Annotated in this window: 5 protein-coding genes and 2 pseudogenes; 4 read left to right on the top strand and 3 right to left on the bottom strand. The window is 66.7% G+C overall.

Annotation, left to right across the window (positions count from 1 at the left end; translation table 11 throughout):
- Positions 1 to 154: 154 nt before the first annotated feature.
- Positions 155 to 250 (top strand): annotated as a pseudogene (locus ACWD12_RS40465) (transposase family protein); the annotation flags it as partial.
- Positions 251 to 457: 207 nt separating this feature from the next.
- Here the strand turns inward: ACWD12_RS40465 and ACWD12_RS40460 are convergent.
- Complete coding sequence (locus tag ACWD12_RS40460) at positions 458 to 901, bottom strand: SUKH-3 domain-containing protein (RefSeq protein WP_450103864.1); 444 nt, start codon at positions 899 to 901, stop codon at positions 458 to 460.
- Between the two features lie 79 nt (positions 902 to 980).
- The gene (locus ACWD12_RS40455; RefSeq protein ID WP_450103863.1) at positions 981 to 8,123 is read right to left on the bottom strand and encodes an RHS repeat-associated core domain-containing protein; all 7,143 of its coding nucleotides are present in this window, start codon (positions 8,121 to 8,123) and stop codon (positions 981 to 983) included.
- Positions 8,124 to 8,529: 406 nt separating this feature from the next.
- On the opposite strand from ACWD12_RS40455, the gene ACWD12_RS40450 reads away from it, so the two are divergent.
- A complete protein-coding gene (locus tag ACWD12_RS40450) occupies positions 8,530 to 13,137 on the top strand; it encodes a hypothetical protein (RefSeq protein WP_450103862.1) in 4,608 nt (1,535 codons plus the stop codon).
- A gap of 312 nt (positions 13,138 to 13,449) precedes the next feature.
- Here the strand turns inward: ACWD12_RS40450 and ACWD12_RS40445 are convergent, their stop codons facing one another.
- Positions 13,450 to 13,779, bottom strand: coding sequence for a hypothetical protein (locus tag ACWD12_RS40445; RefSeq protein ID WP_450103861.1), 330 nt, complete (start codon positions 13,777 to 13,779; stop codon positions 13,450 to 13,452).
- Between the two features lie 104 nt (positions 13,780 to 13,883).
- On the opposite strand from ACWD12_RS40445, the gene ACWD12_RS40440 reads away from it, so the two are divergent.
- Positions 13,884 to 14,021: a hypothetical protein gene (locus ACWD12_RS40440; protein WP_450103860.1), complete on the top strand. Its 138-nt coding sequence runs from the start codon at positions 13,884 to 13,886 to the stop codon at positions 14,019 to 14,021.
- 683 nt (positions 14,022 to 14,704) lie between these two features.
- Positions 14,705 to 15,008 (top strand): annotated as a pseudogene (locus ACWD12_RS40435) (group II intron reverse transcriptase/maturase); the annotation flags it as partial.

Raw genomic sequence — 15,008 nt, 5'->3', positions numbered from 1 at the left:
CCGGTGAAGGCGCCGGTGAAGTCCAGGGTCCGCAAGGCCCGTTCTGCCGCTGCACCAGGACCGCCCGCCGTGCCTGGGAAGTCCGTTGCCCGGCAAGGCCGTTCCCGCGCTGTGCCAGCTGCCGAGCCCGTCGGCGCTGCCGTGCCCGCCGCCTCGCAAGGGCCGGCCGTGGTCCCTTCCGCTGGAGGACCGGGTGCTGCTCGTGTCGGCCTACTGGCGCACGAACTTGACGATGCGCCAACTCGCCCCGCCAGGCTCAGAGGTGTCAGACGGCGGGACACGGTCTGATCGGGGTTCGCCGGATGTGTGGTGGACGGTGCCGTCATCGTCGATGGTGAGGGTCAGGCCGAAGTCGCAGGCCTCCGGCTGCCGAGGCGGCCGGTCCACAAGGTGTGCGCGGCCCCGACCTCACGCGGCCCGGTCTGCCAAACCGCTGGGGGACGCAGCGCCGACAAGGTCACTGGAGCACCACGGGTCGGCGAGACGAGAACAGCAAATTCAGAAAATCTTCGAAGGATTCTCCATATCGGCCAAAGTAGGGGCTATTTCCGCCATAGATCGCACCGTCAAGACCCGCGAATAGAAGAACTCCACAGTCCATTAGACCAATAGGCGTAAGTCTCCCGCTGGCCTTCACCTCGTACTCATTCGCAAGTGCGAACAGCGAGGTATTCGCGACCGCTGCAACCGGGTCTATATGTGTAATATCTTTGGCATCCTTGCTCCAATGATGGGGATGCGCGAAACTTATGGAGAAGTATTCCTTAATAAACTCTTCAACAGCCCTACTAGGAAGGCGGTCGATGCTGGCCCAGGATCGTCTCGCGGAATCGATGAATGCTCTTCTGCCCGCGAACCAGCCACTTTCACGCAGCACATTGACAGCTTGTTCATTCAGCATGCCCGCAAATACCCCCAGATAGTGCCAGCGGAATACTCAACCCGCGCGATCATATAAACTCGCCATCGGACTCAGCTATTTATTTCGGATTGGCACCTCCGCCAACAACTATGATGAGGCACTGCTGGCATGCCACTGCCCTGTCGCCCGTCCCAGCATACACGACAGCGTATTCCACGTTGCTCAATACCGCGAGGTTATCGGTCGGGGCGTCTGACAGGGCACCATTGCATGCGCGCACTTCTGCGCAATTGTCCCAGGGCCATGGTTCACGCCCTCGAGCGAGAGGCGCCCGCTGCGTCAGAGCGTCTTCATAGAAAGGGTGACCCCTGCCATGGCCACTTAGCCCGATATGGATATCTCCTGGCACGCCGTTTCCATCGTCGATGAGTCGGGCAGCTGCAACCTTTTCAACGCCGAGCGGGGCGTTCTTCGCTGCGGCTTTTGCGGCGCGAATGCACGCATCGTTGTTGTGGACCAGGACGGGTGTGGCACCTGCGAGGACGTAGTAGGTGTGGGCTCGAGCTACGGTGAGGTCGTTGGTGCGCTGCTGCCGGTTGTACTTTCGGTTGCCGCTGACCTGAACCCAGCTTCCAACGTCTGTGCGAAGCCATTGACCTGGCTGAATTTGGCCAGCATCGAGCCAACGATTTAGATCGGCGGCCCAAAATGGGTGGTTCTGCGTAGCAGTGATGACTTGACTGCCGGTTTCGGTGGCTACCGTAATTTCACTGAAAAGCTTGTCGTCTTCGGTCGTAATGCTGACAAGCACCGTCTGAGGGCCTGTTTTTCCTGTCTCGGGGTCGGTCGCAAGGACGACGTCACCGGGGACGATGTCAGCGATGCGCTTTTGACTGCCGTCCGCCATGAGAACCAGCGTGTCGGGCAGGAAGCTGTGGCAGACGACCAGGCGGGCTCCCGGCGACGCGGATTTCGGGCCGCCGAGCACGAGCACGAGGCCGTCACCAAATACTTGGCCGAGTTCGTAGGCGTCACCTTCGGCGTAGGCGTTCTCCTTAGCCCAGTTGTCTGTCTGCGTGCTTCCGCAGTTCTCATCCGACCAGGCCCCGAGAGATGCTGGTGCCCTGCACGCCACATCGATAGCGGTGTACATCTTTTGAGCTCCGCCGAGGACGAACGCCACAACCGGGTTGCGCTTTGTTCCAGGACGCCAGGGGATGGCGCAGGGATTAATTTCTGGGCGGCACCTGTTCTTTTCGGTGTTGTAGGCCTGCACTTGCCCGGGGGACATGCATTTTTCGCGGTAGACGGTTCCGCATCCGGGGCGTCCGTCCTTCGGGCCGGGCGCTGTCGGGGTGGATGGGGCTTCAATATAGACGGTTATTGTGTAGACCCAGTCGGTCGCAGGTTCGCCGGGGGTGCATGGTCCCTGGCAGACGGTCCTTGTGGCCCTGACGGTTACGTTGCCTTGTCTGCTGATCTTGGTTTGTCTGCGGGAGATGAGGCCGGTGGGGTCGCTGTTGGTGACCGGATTGCCGTTGGCGTAGGTGTAGCCGTGCATCTGTTGGCTATCGGTCAGGTCGACGAGGGGGTCGACGCTGATGAAGCGGCCGAGTGCGGGGTCGTATTCGCGGGCGCCGATGTGGGTGAGGCCGCTGGCGTCTTTGGGTTTGCCGAGGAATCCCTTGTCGTCAGGCCACGTGCCGGGGGCGGGCTGGGCGCCGCGATCTTCGCCGTAGGGCTTCTGGTTGCGTCGGGTGATGTCGAGCGTGGCGGCGTTGAGGCTGGTGGTGGCTGTGCCGTGGTGGTCACTAGCCTGGTAGTCGAGGGTGTTGGTGCCGGCAGCGTCGGTGGTGCGTACGACGGTGGGGGCTCCGCCGGGAGCACCGTAGTAGCGGGTTCCGGTGGCCTTGTTCGAGGCGTGGGTGAGGGTGAGTTCCTGCTGGCCGAGGTAGAGGGTGGTGGTGTCGGGCTCTTTGCGGATGAGTCGGTTGCCTGTGGCGTCGTACAGGTAGGTACTGGTCTTATTCAGGCCACTGAGGTGGGTGGTGCTGGAGGCAAGGCGGCCTTCCGCGTCCCAGACGAGGGTTTGGTTGCCGCCGTCGACGGGGCGCTGGGTGGTGTTGCCGACCGCGTCGTAGTCGTAGGCGGAGGTCGTGGACTCGTTGGGCTTGCTGACCGTGGTGGTGGCAACGGCGTGGGGGCGCGGGGTGCCCGGTGCGGGGTGGGTGTAGGTGGTGGTGGTGTCTTGGGCGCCCGTGGCGTCGGCGGGATTGTGGTCGACGAGTTTGGTGCGGTTTCCGACGGAGTCGAAGGTATAGGACTGCCAGTACGGTGCGGGGCCACCGATGTTCGCGGCGGTAGGTGCGGCATTCGTGCATCCGCCCAGTCCGGGGACCCAGGGCGTGGTTTTGGTGGTAGTGCCGCCCTTGTCGGTCCAGGCCTCGGTGAGCCGCCGCTGGTGGTCGTAGCTGAAGCACTGGGTGTCGGTAGTGAATCCGGCGGCGCCGTCGTCGCGGCGCGTGGAGATCGAGGTGACGTCACCGACGGCGTTGTACGTGTATTTGGTCGCGTCGACGGATCCGGTGATCTGGGTGTCGTTGGGTCCGGTCTGCCGGTCCAGCGTGGTGCCGAGGAGTTGGCCGGTGACGTTGTCCCAATTGTTGGTGTAGGCGAGTTGCTTGGGGACGTCGCCGAAGACCACGCGCTGGGTGCGGCCGTACACGTCGTAGTAGGCGAGGTTGATGTAGTCGGCCGCGCCGCCGACGGATTTGAGGTTGCCGCCTGGGTCGTAGGTGTAGAAAAGGCTTTCCTGCGGGAGGCCGGCGATGGCTGGCAGGTCGGTCTTCAGCGGGACGCCGAGAATCTGGTTGTACTGCGTCGCAGTGGTGTATACGCCGGCAAGGTTGCCTTCGGCGGCAGGGATGGTGATCTTGGTGCCGGTAGGGCGGTATCCGGTGTCGACGCCGGTGATCTCGCTGGTGTATGCGGCGCCGCCCGTGCCGCCGACGTAGCGGGTGGAGCCGTCGGCGCGGCCCTTGGCGAAGCGGTCGTAGCTCAGCGCGGTGAGCTGGTTGGCGGGGGCGACGGTGTCCTTGTAGGTGCCGGTGGGGCGGCTGAGGCTGTCGTAGGTGGTCCACAGGACCTGGCCGCGAGCGTCCTTGGTCCAGTCGACCTGGCCCAGGTCGTTGTAGTGGGCTTCCGAGTGGCCCTTGTCGGGGTCTTCGGCGCTGGTCTTGCGGCCGAGGAGGTCGTACTCCCAGGTCCAGATGTTGCCTGCGGGGTCGCGGACGGTCTTGAGCTGTTCGCGGTAGTCGTAGGTGTAGGTGGTTTTGTCGAAGCCAGACGGGTCGTCGCTGCCGACGTTCGCGGAGTTCTTGTACTGGCGCAGTTCGGCGGTCTTGCCGCGGGCATCAGAGATTGTGGTGGTGGCGGTCCCGCCGGTCGGCGGCGTCACGTGAACCTTGTCGGCTCCGGCGTATGTGGTGGTGGTGCGCCACTGTTCCTGTGCGTGGGCGCTGAACGTCTCGGCGATTTTGCGGCCTTGGCCGTCGTAGAACACGCCGCTCTGGCTGGGTACTTCGTTGTCGTTGGCGTCGTAGAACGTCGTCGAGGGCGGGTTGGCGTTGTGGAAGGGGGCGCTGGTGAGCACGGTGCGGCCGAGGGAGTCGTAGACGGTGTCGGCGATGAGTCGGCCTGGGCCGCCCTTGGCGTCGGTTTCCTGAAGTTGGCGGACGTTCAGGAAGGAGTCCAGGATCTGGATGGATTTGCGGTAGGCGCCCGCGCTGGAGACCAGGGTCTGCGTGGTTACCGTCGACGGTGTGGTCTTCGACAGGTTGTAGGTGTAGGTCAGGCTGGCGGACTGGGCGCGGGTGCGGCCGGGCAGCCACACACTGGTGGTTCGGCCGAGCGGGTCGTAGGCGAACTCGGTGACGCGGCCGTTCTCGTCGGTGGCCTTGACCGCGTTGTTGCGTGGGCCAGCGTGCTGGGTGGTGGATTTCCAGCCCTTGGCGTTGGTGACCTCGACGGTGGTCGGCAGGGTGCCGGTGGCAGGGGTGTACGTCGTGGTGGTGGTGTTGCCGAGCGCGTCCTTGACGCTGGTGGCGCGTCCGTAGGTGTCGTAGACGGTGGTGGCGGTGGTGACCCAGTCGGCGGTGTCGTTGCCGGTGTAGGACTTGCGGACCTGGGTGCCGGTGATCGCGCCGATGCCGCCTATCTGCCCGAAGGGCTGGCTGTCGTAGAGGTTGCGGGAGTTGGCGACCGTGGTGCCCGCGCCGGCGGCGGTGCCGCAGTTTCCAGCGACGGTGACCGTTTCGATGGGCAGGGCGAGGATGTTGGCGGCGGTGTTGTGCGCGTAGCTGGTGGTGGTGCAGTAGTCCGGCAGCCCGTCGGCCTGGTTGAGAACGGCCGTCGGGACTCCGTGGGTGGGGTCGTAGGTAGTGGTGACTGTGGCGGAGCGCCAACTTCCGTTGGCGAGTTTGGCTTTGCTGGTGCTCTTGGCGGTGCCGGTCTTGCGGGCGACGAGGTCGGGCAGGCCGGTTCCGCGGACGTGGGTGGCGACGACGGGGCCGGTCCAGGGGTCGGTCACGGTGGTGGACGCTGCGGTGCCGCCGTCTCCGGTGAAGGCGGTGGTGGCGCGGACGGTGCCGGCCAGGTGGTCGGCGTCGGTGATGGTGCCGCCGTGCGGGTCCGTGACGGTGACGGACCGTTTGCTGCCGTCCTTTTTGGTGTCGCCGTCCATGCCGCGGAGGTAGAGCGTGGATGACTGGGTGGCCGGGGCGGGGGCGAGACCGGCGCGGACGATCACTTCGGCGTAGCCGCGGAAGTCGTTCCAGGTGCGGTACTTGTCCTCGGTCAGCGGGGAGTCGTCGCGGTGCCAGGCCGCGTCGCCGACGTACTCGTAGCGTGTCTCGCGCAGCGGGCTGGCGTTGATGCCGCCGGTGTTGTCCTGCTCTTTCACGGCGGCGACGACGTACTTGTGGAACCAGTTCTCCTTCGGTTCCCGTACTTCGTCGTAGTCCCACCAGATCGGGAAGCAGCGTTTGCCGTTGCTGTCTGCGGTGGGCGTGGCGCCTGCGACGCAGTCCTGGGCGGCGTAGGCGACGACGGTCTGGCTGCCGGTCTCGGTGGTGATGGTGGTGATGCGGCGCCGGTTCAGCGCGGGGGCGTGGTCGCCGCCGGCGTCGACGCGGTTGTTCATCATGGTGCCGGTGAAGTCCACCGACGGCTGGGTGATCTTCGCGGCGCCGTCGTAGGCGGTGGTAGCGATAGCGGCGAGCCACAGTGCGGGGCTGGTGCCGTCCTGTGGGTCGGGGAACTCGTGGGTGAGCACCCAGTCGTCGACGGTGGTGGGTGTGGTGCCGTTGAGGACCTGGGTGGTGATCTTGGTGAGGCGTTTGGTCGACCAGAACGTCGGGGCGTAGTTCTTGCAGTCCTTGGCGGGTGTGCCTGCGTTGCAGTTCTGGTCGTAGGGGGTGTCGGGCCAGTTGGCGGCGGTGTCTTTGTTGAGGGTGTTCGGCGCGCAGGTCACGCCGGTCTTGGGCAGGCACCGTTCGAAGGCGGTGAAGACGACCTGGGCGGTGGGGCCGGCGGTGTCGGTCAGTTTGGAGCCGTAGGTGACGCGGTCCAGGACACCGCCGCGGGTGTAGGGGGTGAGGGTGCCGTCGGGGTGGGCGGTGTCGGGGTTGCGGGAGTAGTGGTTCGTCTCGGGTGCCCAGACGTAGGAGACCATGCCGCCGCGGATGTCGACGGCGTAGGCGAGGTTCCAGCGCCAGGCCTGCTGGCACCAGGCGAGCGCGAAGTCGGTGTTGTAGCAGGGCTCGCCGGGGTTGTTGGCGTAAACCGGGCGGCTCCAGGCGGAGTTGGAGGCGGTGCCGGTGGTGGCGCCGGGCTTGTACTGGCGGCCGAAGAAGTACTGAGTGCCATCGGCGGTGGTCACCTTCCAGTACTCGCCGTCGTTGTCGCCGTTGGCTGCGTCGCCTTGGGCTCCGGAGAGCAGTTCGACCTTGGTGTTCGAGCCGTCCTCGGTGCGCCATACGCCGTCGGCGTCGTTGCGGACCAGGGTGGTGTTGGCGCCGTTCAGCGACAGGGTGATCTGCTGCTTGCCTGACCAGCACGCCTCGCCGGTGTTGTCCTTGCCGTCGAGCTTGCAGGAGGCGAAGGAACGCTCGACGTACCCGGGGTGGTAGTCCCAGCCGTCGCCGATCCAAGAGGACTGGGCGTTCTTCGTCACGGTGCGGCCGTCGACCGACGCAGAGCTGTAGCCGAGGGCGATGCTCGGTGCTGTGCCACCGAGGGCTGGGGGCACGGTGATGGGGTAACTCCAGCCGAAGGAGCCGGAGTTCCCGGAGACCGACCACGAGCCGGTCGCCTCGAGGGAGGTGGCCCTGTAGTCGCCGGCGCCGCTGGAGGAGTCGGCGGTGGCCGCCAGCACCACGGTCCCGGCGGTGGGGGACGCGGTGCGGGCGGCCGCGTCGGTCGCAGTTGCGGGGGTGGCGAGGTCGACTTCGGCAAAGACCTGTGCTGCGGCGGGGTCGTTACGGGTGCCGTGGATGGGTGTTTCGGTGCGGCACTCAGGGAGTTCGGGTGTGGTCAGGACGCACTCAGGCATCGCGACGAGCCGGACGCGGGAGGCCCAGTCCCCGCCGTAGGCTCCGCGGATCGCGGCGTAGTCCACCTCGACGGTGACGCGGGTCTGCGCGGCGGCGTCCAACGGGCGGACGGTGACCAGGAGTCCGGACACGCCGGCGCGTTCCGCGGTGGCCTTGTCGACCACTCCGACGCGGACCTGGCCCGGGCCGTCCTGCGTGGGAGCCTGTGCGCGGGCGGCGTGTCCGGGGTCGGTGGAGTCGGGGGCGGCGGCGCTGATCCGCACCGGGATGCCGGACGCCTGGCCAGCCTCGGCCCGGGCCGCCGCGGGCGCCGGATCCGCTGAGGGCGCCAGTTGCACATCGGCTTCCGCAGCTTCGGGCCACACCACCGGGGGCGGCTGCCACGCCGGTGCTGTGTCCCCGACCGGGGGTGAGAGCTGCGGGGGCGGCGCGTCACGGCCGCCGACCGACGGAACGTTCTCGAGGTCGCGGGGAGACCACACCCGCGGGTCCTTGATGCCGGCGCGATCGTCCGATGCCTCGGCGGCGGTCGGGGCCAGCAGGCTGAGGAGCAGGCCCAGGATCAGCGGGAAGCGCCACGCGGACTTGCGCCGCACCACGGTGAAGCCTGTTGACGATCCGCGCATGACCACGCCCCCCGAGAAGATCACGAAACGGCGGGCAGCTTAGAACCATCTGCCGACACGCCGGAAGGGCACAGCAGGGCTGGTTCCCGACCGGAAAGTGGAATGCATCACACCGCTCGAGTGCCCAAGGCGGAGATCTACGGCATGTATTTGTCTACTCATAAATAACTTCAGCCCTATACGAACCACACGCCCCACAAGCCTCTCCCTCACTCCCCGCATCCATAGCCTCGCTTGTCCGTGACGATGTGAAGTGCGCCACAACAACATTTCGGTTGTCGTGTGTCCGAAGGGACGGCTAGGTTCCGCGCGCGTCCGCCGTCCGACGGACACGCCACCGAACCGGAGGACTTCCATGGGGGGACCACCCAGCCGCCGCGCACCACGGCAAGGCGCAGCCCGCACAGCCGCCGCTCTCACCACGCTCACCGTGGCCGCAACGCTGCTCACCCACTCGCCTGCCATCGCGGCGACCCCGTCCGCAGGTCCGCATGCTGCAAGCTCCCCGGAAGTCGCTCAGACTTCCGCCGAGGCGGGCGAGCAGACACCGGAGGAAGCCGCGTCGGAGCAGGCCCGCCGGACCGGGGTCGCGGTGCCGGTGCCGGAACTGACCACCGAGACCGACACCGTCGCAGCGCAGCCCGAGGGCGGTTTCACCCTCACCCGCACGAGCTCCCCTGAGCGCATCAAGCGAGGCGGCGGCTGGGCGGACCTGGACGCAACGTTGTCGAAGGACTCCTCCGGCGCGATTGCCCCGGCGGTGTCGTGGAGCGGTTTGACGCTGTCACCGGGCGGGACCGGACCGCTGGCCAGGCTCAACCACGGCGGCAAAGAACTCGCGTTCACCTGGCCAACAGCTCTGCCAGCGCCGGTCCTTGACGGCGCGAGTGCGGTGTACCGGAACGTGCTGCCCGACGTGGACCTGCGCGTCACCGCCAGTACGCTCGGCGGGTTCACCCACACGCTCGTCGTCAAGAACGCCGCCGCCGCGCAGAACCCCGGCCTGAACACCCTGCGCCTGGGTGTCGCCACCACCGGGCTGACCGTCGCAGCCGGAAACGACGGCGCCCTCCAGGCTGTAGACGCCTCCGGGACACCGGTGTTCACCGCGCCACCGGCGACCATGTGGGACTCCCGCACCACACCCGTCGAGGCCCCCGCCAAGGCGGGCGCACAGGCGCCGGCTTCCACGACGGCTGCGGCGAACTCCCCGGCGGCTGCGGAGGATGACCCGGAGCCGACCTCGGGTGCGGAGGTGTCCACCGCCGAGGGCCCGGGAGCCTACGCCGAACACACCGAACTTGCGGTCACCGTCACCGCGAACAGCCTGACCCTCACGCCCGACCAGGGCATGCTCGACAGCCCCGCCACGGTCTACCCGGTCTACATCGACCCGACCTGGAACCCCAACCCGGGTGTCGGCTCGACCTGGACCCAGGCCGGCTGCCCGACGGCGACGAACTGGTCCGCGGCCAGGGACCCCGGTGTCGGCTACCAGCAGTACACCAACGAGACGCCGGCCTGCGTCGGCAACCAGCGGGCTTACTACCAGTTCTACGGCGGCTTCTCCTCTGATCGGCGCACCGTCACCGGGATAGAGTTCGACGCCACCCAGACCAAGTCCTCCAGTTGGGACTGCAACAAGGCATATCCGGTCGACCTGTGGTCGACCCCCGGAACCATCGGTCCGAGCACGAACTGGAGCAACCGTCCGGAAGGCGCCAACGACAGCAACCGCACCTGGCTTGCTTCCATGCCCATGACCGGGGCGGCGAACCAGGGCGGCACCGCGTGCAGCAAGCTCCTCGCCGACTACAAGATCGGGTCGCAGCACTTCCCGATGATGCTCGACAGGCTCGACGAAACGGTCGTCACCTTCAGCCTCACCGGCAAGGAAAACGTCGCCGACGACCAGTTCAAGCGGTTCGGCCGCAACGCCGCCCTGCGCGTGCACTACAACTCCTGGGTCAACGACCCCGCCGACCTGTGGATCCAACCTGCACCCCAGAACCCCGCCTGCGGCGGCTGGATCGGCGCGACCAACCAGGCAACCGGTGGCATCAAACTCAGCGCCGTCGTCAGCGACCCCGACAACACAGCCGTTACCGCGAACTTCCACTTGTGGGACGCCACTTCGGGACCCACGCTCACCGACTACGGCTGGGGTCCCCCGATCAGCTCCGGCTCACGCGCCGAAGTCGCCGTCGGCACCCTCGCCGACGGGCACCGCTACGACTGGTACGTCCGCGCCGGAGACGGCGACGGCCGCAGCGACAGCCTCTTCATCCGCGGCTGCAGCTTCGGCGTCGACAAGACTGCGCCGAACACCCCCACCGTCACCTCCACCGACTACCCCGAGTCCGGCACCGCCCCGTCCTCGCTGAGCGTCAACAAGCCCGGCACGTTCACTCTCTCGGCCTCCGACAACGCCTCCGGCGTCTGGAAGTTCGAGTACGCCCTCAACAACACCATCCCCGTCGGCAACGCCGCCAGTGTCCCCGCAAACGGCGGCACCACCGCCACGCTGACCCTCACCCCCAACACCTGGGGCACCAACCTGCTGCGCGTCCAAGCGGTCGACATGGCCGGCAACCGCTCCCAACCGCGCACCTACGCGTTCTACGTGCCCTACGACCCGACCCGTACCTCCGTCGCCGGCGACATCACCGGTGACGGCCTGCCCGACCTGGTGATGGCAGACCCGTCCGGCAAGCTGGTGATGTACCAGGCCAAGAAGGACCCCGGCATCCTCAACAGCGCCGTCCAGGTCTCCAATCCCGCCAACGCGCCTGACAGCGCACTGCCTTCAGGAGACGGCAAGGGCTGGTCCACCGCCGTGTTCAGCCACACCACCGGCAACGGCAACGACACCGACCAACTGTGGGCCTACAAGTCCGGGGCTCTCCTGCTCTACCCCAGCAGTCTCGACGGCACCCTTCTCCCGCCGGACAAGGTCGGACCGGAGAAGAACGGCGACCAGTACTTCGCCTACGGCAACGCCATCGAGGTCAACAAGGACATCGTCACCTGCGTCGGCGCTTGCGACTCCTACTCCTACGACTGGTCCCGCGTCCGGCAGATCGCCGCGCTGGCCGATGCCACCGGCGACGGTCGCCCCGACCTCCTCACCGTCGAAGTCGACGGCACCGGCAACGGCAGTCTGTGGTTCTACACCGGCGGCAGCGCCACCGGCTCACTCGTCGAGGCCCGACGCATCGGCACCGGAGGGTGGCAGAACATGACCCTCACCGTCCCTGGGGACACCACCGGCGATGGCCTGCCGGACCTGTGGGCGCGCGACACGGACGACGGTGCCCTGTACCAGTATCCCAGCCGTAAGAACCCCGCCCCGGACATCACCGCTTACGGATCCATCAGCACCCGCACCCGTATCAACGGCGGGCTGACCGCCGCCGAATATCCCACCGTCGCCAGCGACGGCAACATCACCGGCAGCACCCACAAAGACCTGTGGGTTGTGGCCCCGGACGGACGGGTGAGCGTATTCCCGGGGCGCGAAACGGGTGGCGGCTATCCGTTCGAGTCGCCCATGACGGTCACTCCGAACATCACGTCATGGCAGCAGTGCGAGACCGTCCCTGCCGTGACCGGCAAATCGCTGTGCGGCCCGGTCCTCACCAGGTACCGGTCCCTGTCTGAGGCCAAGCGCACCGAGATGGGCCTCCCCACGAGCGGTGTTCTGACCACGGCCAACAACCGCAGCAGGTACGTCAACTTCGCCGACAACGCCTCCATGCACTGGACCCCTGAATACGGCACCGTCGTCGTCAACGGCACCATCCGCACCGCCTGGGGCAACACCGGCTGGCAGGCCGGCTACCTCGGCTACCCCAAGACCGACCACTATCCCGTCGCCGGCGGCACCCGCGTCGACTTCGAAGGCGGCTACATCCGCTGGAACGCCGCCACCAACACCGCCGCCGACCACACCTACACCGACGGTGAGACCTCGGCGGCGCACATCACCGTCACCGGCGACTTCAACGCCGACGGCCGCGACGACCTCGCCACCGTCCACGACTACCTCGGCGGCTCAGCCGCCCTGTGGACCAGCCTCACCACCAGCTCAGGAGGCGCCGCCGCCCCGTTCGAGTCCTGGAAGACCGCCCCCAACAACTGGTGGATCACCCAAGCCAAGTGGGTCGCCGGCGAATTCGTCACCGACACCGACGGCAAACGCCGCGACGACATCGCCGCCCTCTACCGCTACAGCGACGGACGCGTGAAACTCTTCACCTTCCGCGCCAACCCCGACGGCGGCTTCACCTACCTCGGCGGCAGCTGGGAACAACCCGCCGGCTGGGACTGGAACCGCACCACCCTGATGGCCGGCAACGCCAACGGCACCGGCGCCGACGAGGTCGTCGCGGTCCAGGGCACCGCGGACGGCCGGTTCGCCACCTACACCTTCACCGCCACCGGCACCGGCGTCTTCAACGCCCCGGTCAAGGGCTACGAGGAGACCAACACCGGGTTCTGGTACACCGACCAGTCCCACTTCGCCCTCGGCGACGCCAACAACGACGGACGCGCCGACATCATCGGCACCTACATCTACACCGACAACACGCTGAAGACGTTCACCTCGCTGGCGAACACAGGCGGCACCTACCCCGCGTTCACCATCGCCGGCTGGGCCAGCGGCCCCGGCTCCTGGTACCACTCAGCCATGCAGGCAACGGCGGGCGACGCCAACGGCGACGGACGCGACGACCTCGTGGTCATGTACGACTACGGCAACGGCGACATGGGCCTGTGGACCTTCACCGCCGCGGCCAACGGCAACCTCACCGCCCCCATCGCCGCCACCCCCCGCACCGGCCCCGGCAACTGGTGGGCCGACCGATCCGTCCCCCACACCGGCGACACCGACGCCGACGGACGCGACGACCTCATCACCCTCTACCGCTACAACGACGGCGGATTCTCCCGCTTCGTCTACACCGCCCAAAACCCCGGCACCGGAGGATTCAACCCGAAGACCAGCACCTGGAGCGCCGCCCCCGGACTCTGGTGAACCAGCGGCACACATGAGCGAGACGTACCAACCCTGAAGTGACGGGCGGTATAACCAATGTGGCCTGTACACCCCGAACGGGGTGTACAGGCCACATCCGACTCGCACGAACGAACCGCTCCCCCACCACAAAGACCTGATACACCGACGCTGCGGCCACAGCACACACCGTCCACGCACCGACGGTCCATCAGGCCCTTCCCCAAACAGCAGCCTGCACACGGCCGCTGCCTCCGGTGCACCTCCCACAACGGACGCGCATCCACGGTCCTTAACCGAGCGGACCACCGAGACACTGGCGGACCAGCGCACCTAGGCTTCGTCGGTGTCCGGGCCGAACGCGATGTACTCCCCAGCTCGGTCGGGACCAACCGCCCCGCGATCACGCCCCCCACCAGGCGCACAAACAAACCGAGCCACCTGACCACCAGCAACCTCGATGACCAACTCCGGGCTGGAACACCAGTCGATCGTCAACTGCACACGGTGCGTTCCAGGCCGCACCGTAAACGTGTGCGTCTGCCCGCGCTTCGCCCTGCCCACGACAGCTCCATCGACCAACACCTGGTAAGCACGGAAGAAGTCACGCTTACCACCACCCACGCGGCGCACCGCGATGATCCCGTCCGGCTCCGTCTCCATGGCCGCGATACTGACACACGTCTGGGCACCCCAAGCCTAAAGGCCCGCACCGGATCGGTGACCAAATCCGCCGCCGGGCATGGTGTTCACGAGAAGCGGTTCTCATGGGCAAAGCCAGCGAGGACGTCCTGACGGTCGAGGTGAAACTCGGCGTATGGACCAGCAACACCAAAGCCGGCCGCGCCAAGCTCACCGACGACCAACTCCCCAAGCTCGCCGAGGCCTGGTTGGACTGGCGGTGAACGGCAGGGCTTGAGGCGCAGCCAGCTCTTTGGCTGCGCCTCAAGCCTGTCTCGAGAGAGGTGTCCGGTTAGCTTGGCATTTAAGTGCGCCACGAGCGCGGAGAGTGAGGCTGATGTAGGTAGGCCCACTTGATGCGGTGCTGTGCAGATGATGAAGGTTTTGTGGCCCTTCGGCGTCGCCCTCGGGGGGAGGCGTCAAACCACCTCAAGCTGCGTTGGCTGAAGACCGTCGTGGTGAGCGTTGAGGAAAAGGCGTCCGTGAGGCGTCAGGTGGGGACCGGGAAGGCGAGCGAGAGCGAACCGCTGACGACGTGTCGAAACAAGCAACTGACATCAAAACCGGGGCGGTTAAATGGCGCCGGGATGAGCCTGGCGGGTGCCCGTCTATTGGCCAGGTGGTGTCCGGCATGGAGGCGGCGCGAGTCCGGTCTGCGGCTTCTGCATGGAACGTGGGAAGGCGAGTGCCGACATGGTCGTCTGAGTGTCGAAAGATGCCGGACGGCGAGAGGGAGCGCGCCGGGCGGCGGAAACCGTGAGGTGTTGAGTACCGATGCGGCACGCGCTGGCGGACCGGCCCGTAGTAGTGCTGAAGCCCTGGTAATCGGGGTGGAGCGAAGGGGCCGGCTCATTGGTGATCTGTTCACGCGAACAACCGGAAGTTCTCCGGGAGGAAGCGGGTGGGCATGTCAGGTCCGGCGGACAAGCCGTTCGCGATTTCGAAGCAACTGGTGTGGGAGGCATACGGAAGAGTCAAGGCCAACAAGGGGGCGGCCGGGGTGGACGGGTGCTCGATCGAGGACTTCGAGAAGGATCTTCGGGGCAACCTGTACAAGATCTGGAACCGAATGTCCTCGGGAACGTACTTCCCACCGCCGGTGAAGGCGGTCGAGATCCCCAAGCCCGGAGGAACAAGAATCCTCGGGGTGCCCACGGTGGCCGACCGGATCGCCCAGACGGTGGTCGCACTGACGCTGGAGCCCAGGACGG

This window comes from Streptodolium elevatio, assembly GCF_053592165.1.
Note: the sequence above shows the minus strand (reverse complement) of the source record. Positions and strands in the feature narration are given on the sequence as shown.

Coding starts and splice junctions, on each gene's coding strand:
- ACWD12_RS40445 (WP_450103861.1), bottom strand. CDS start 13,779: ATGGAGACGGAGCCGGACGGGATCATCGCGGTGCGCCGCGTGGGTGGT.
- ACWD12_RS40460 (WP_450103864.1), bottom strand. CDS start 901: ATGCTGAATGAACAAGCTGTCAATGTGCTGCGTGAAAGTGGCTGGTTC.
- ACWD12_RS40440 (WP_450103860.1), top strand. CDS start 13,884: ATGGGCAAAGCCAGCGAGGACGTCCTGACGGTCGAGGTGAAACTCGGC.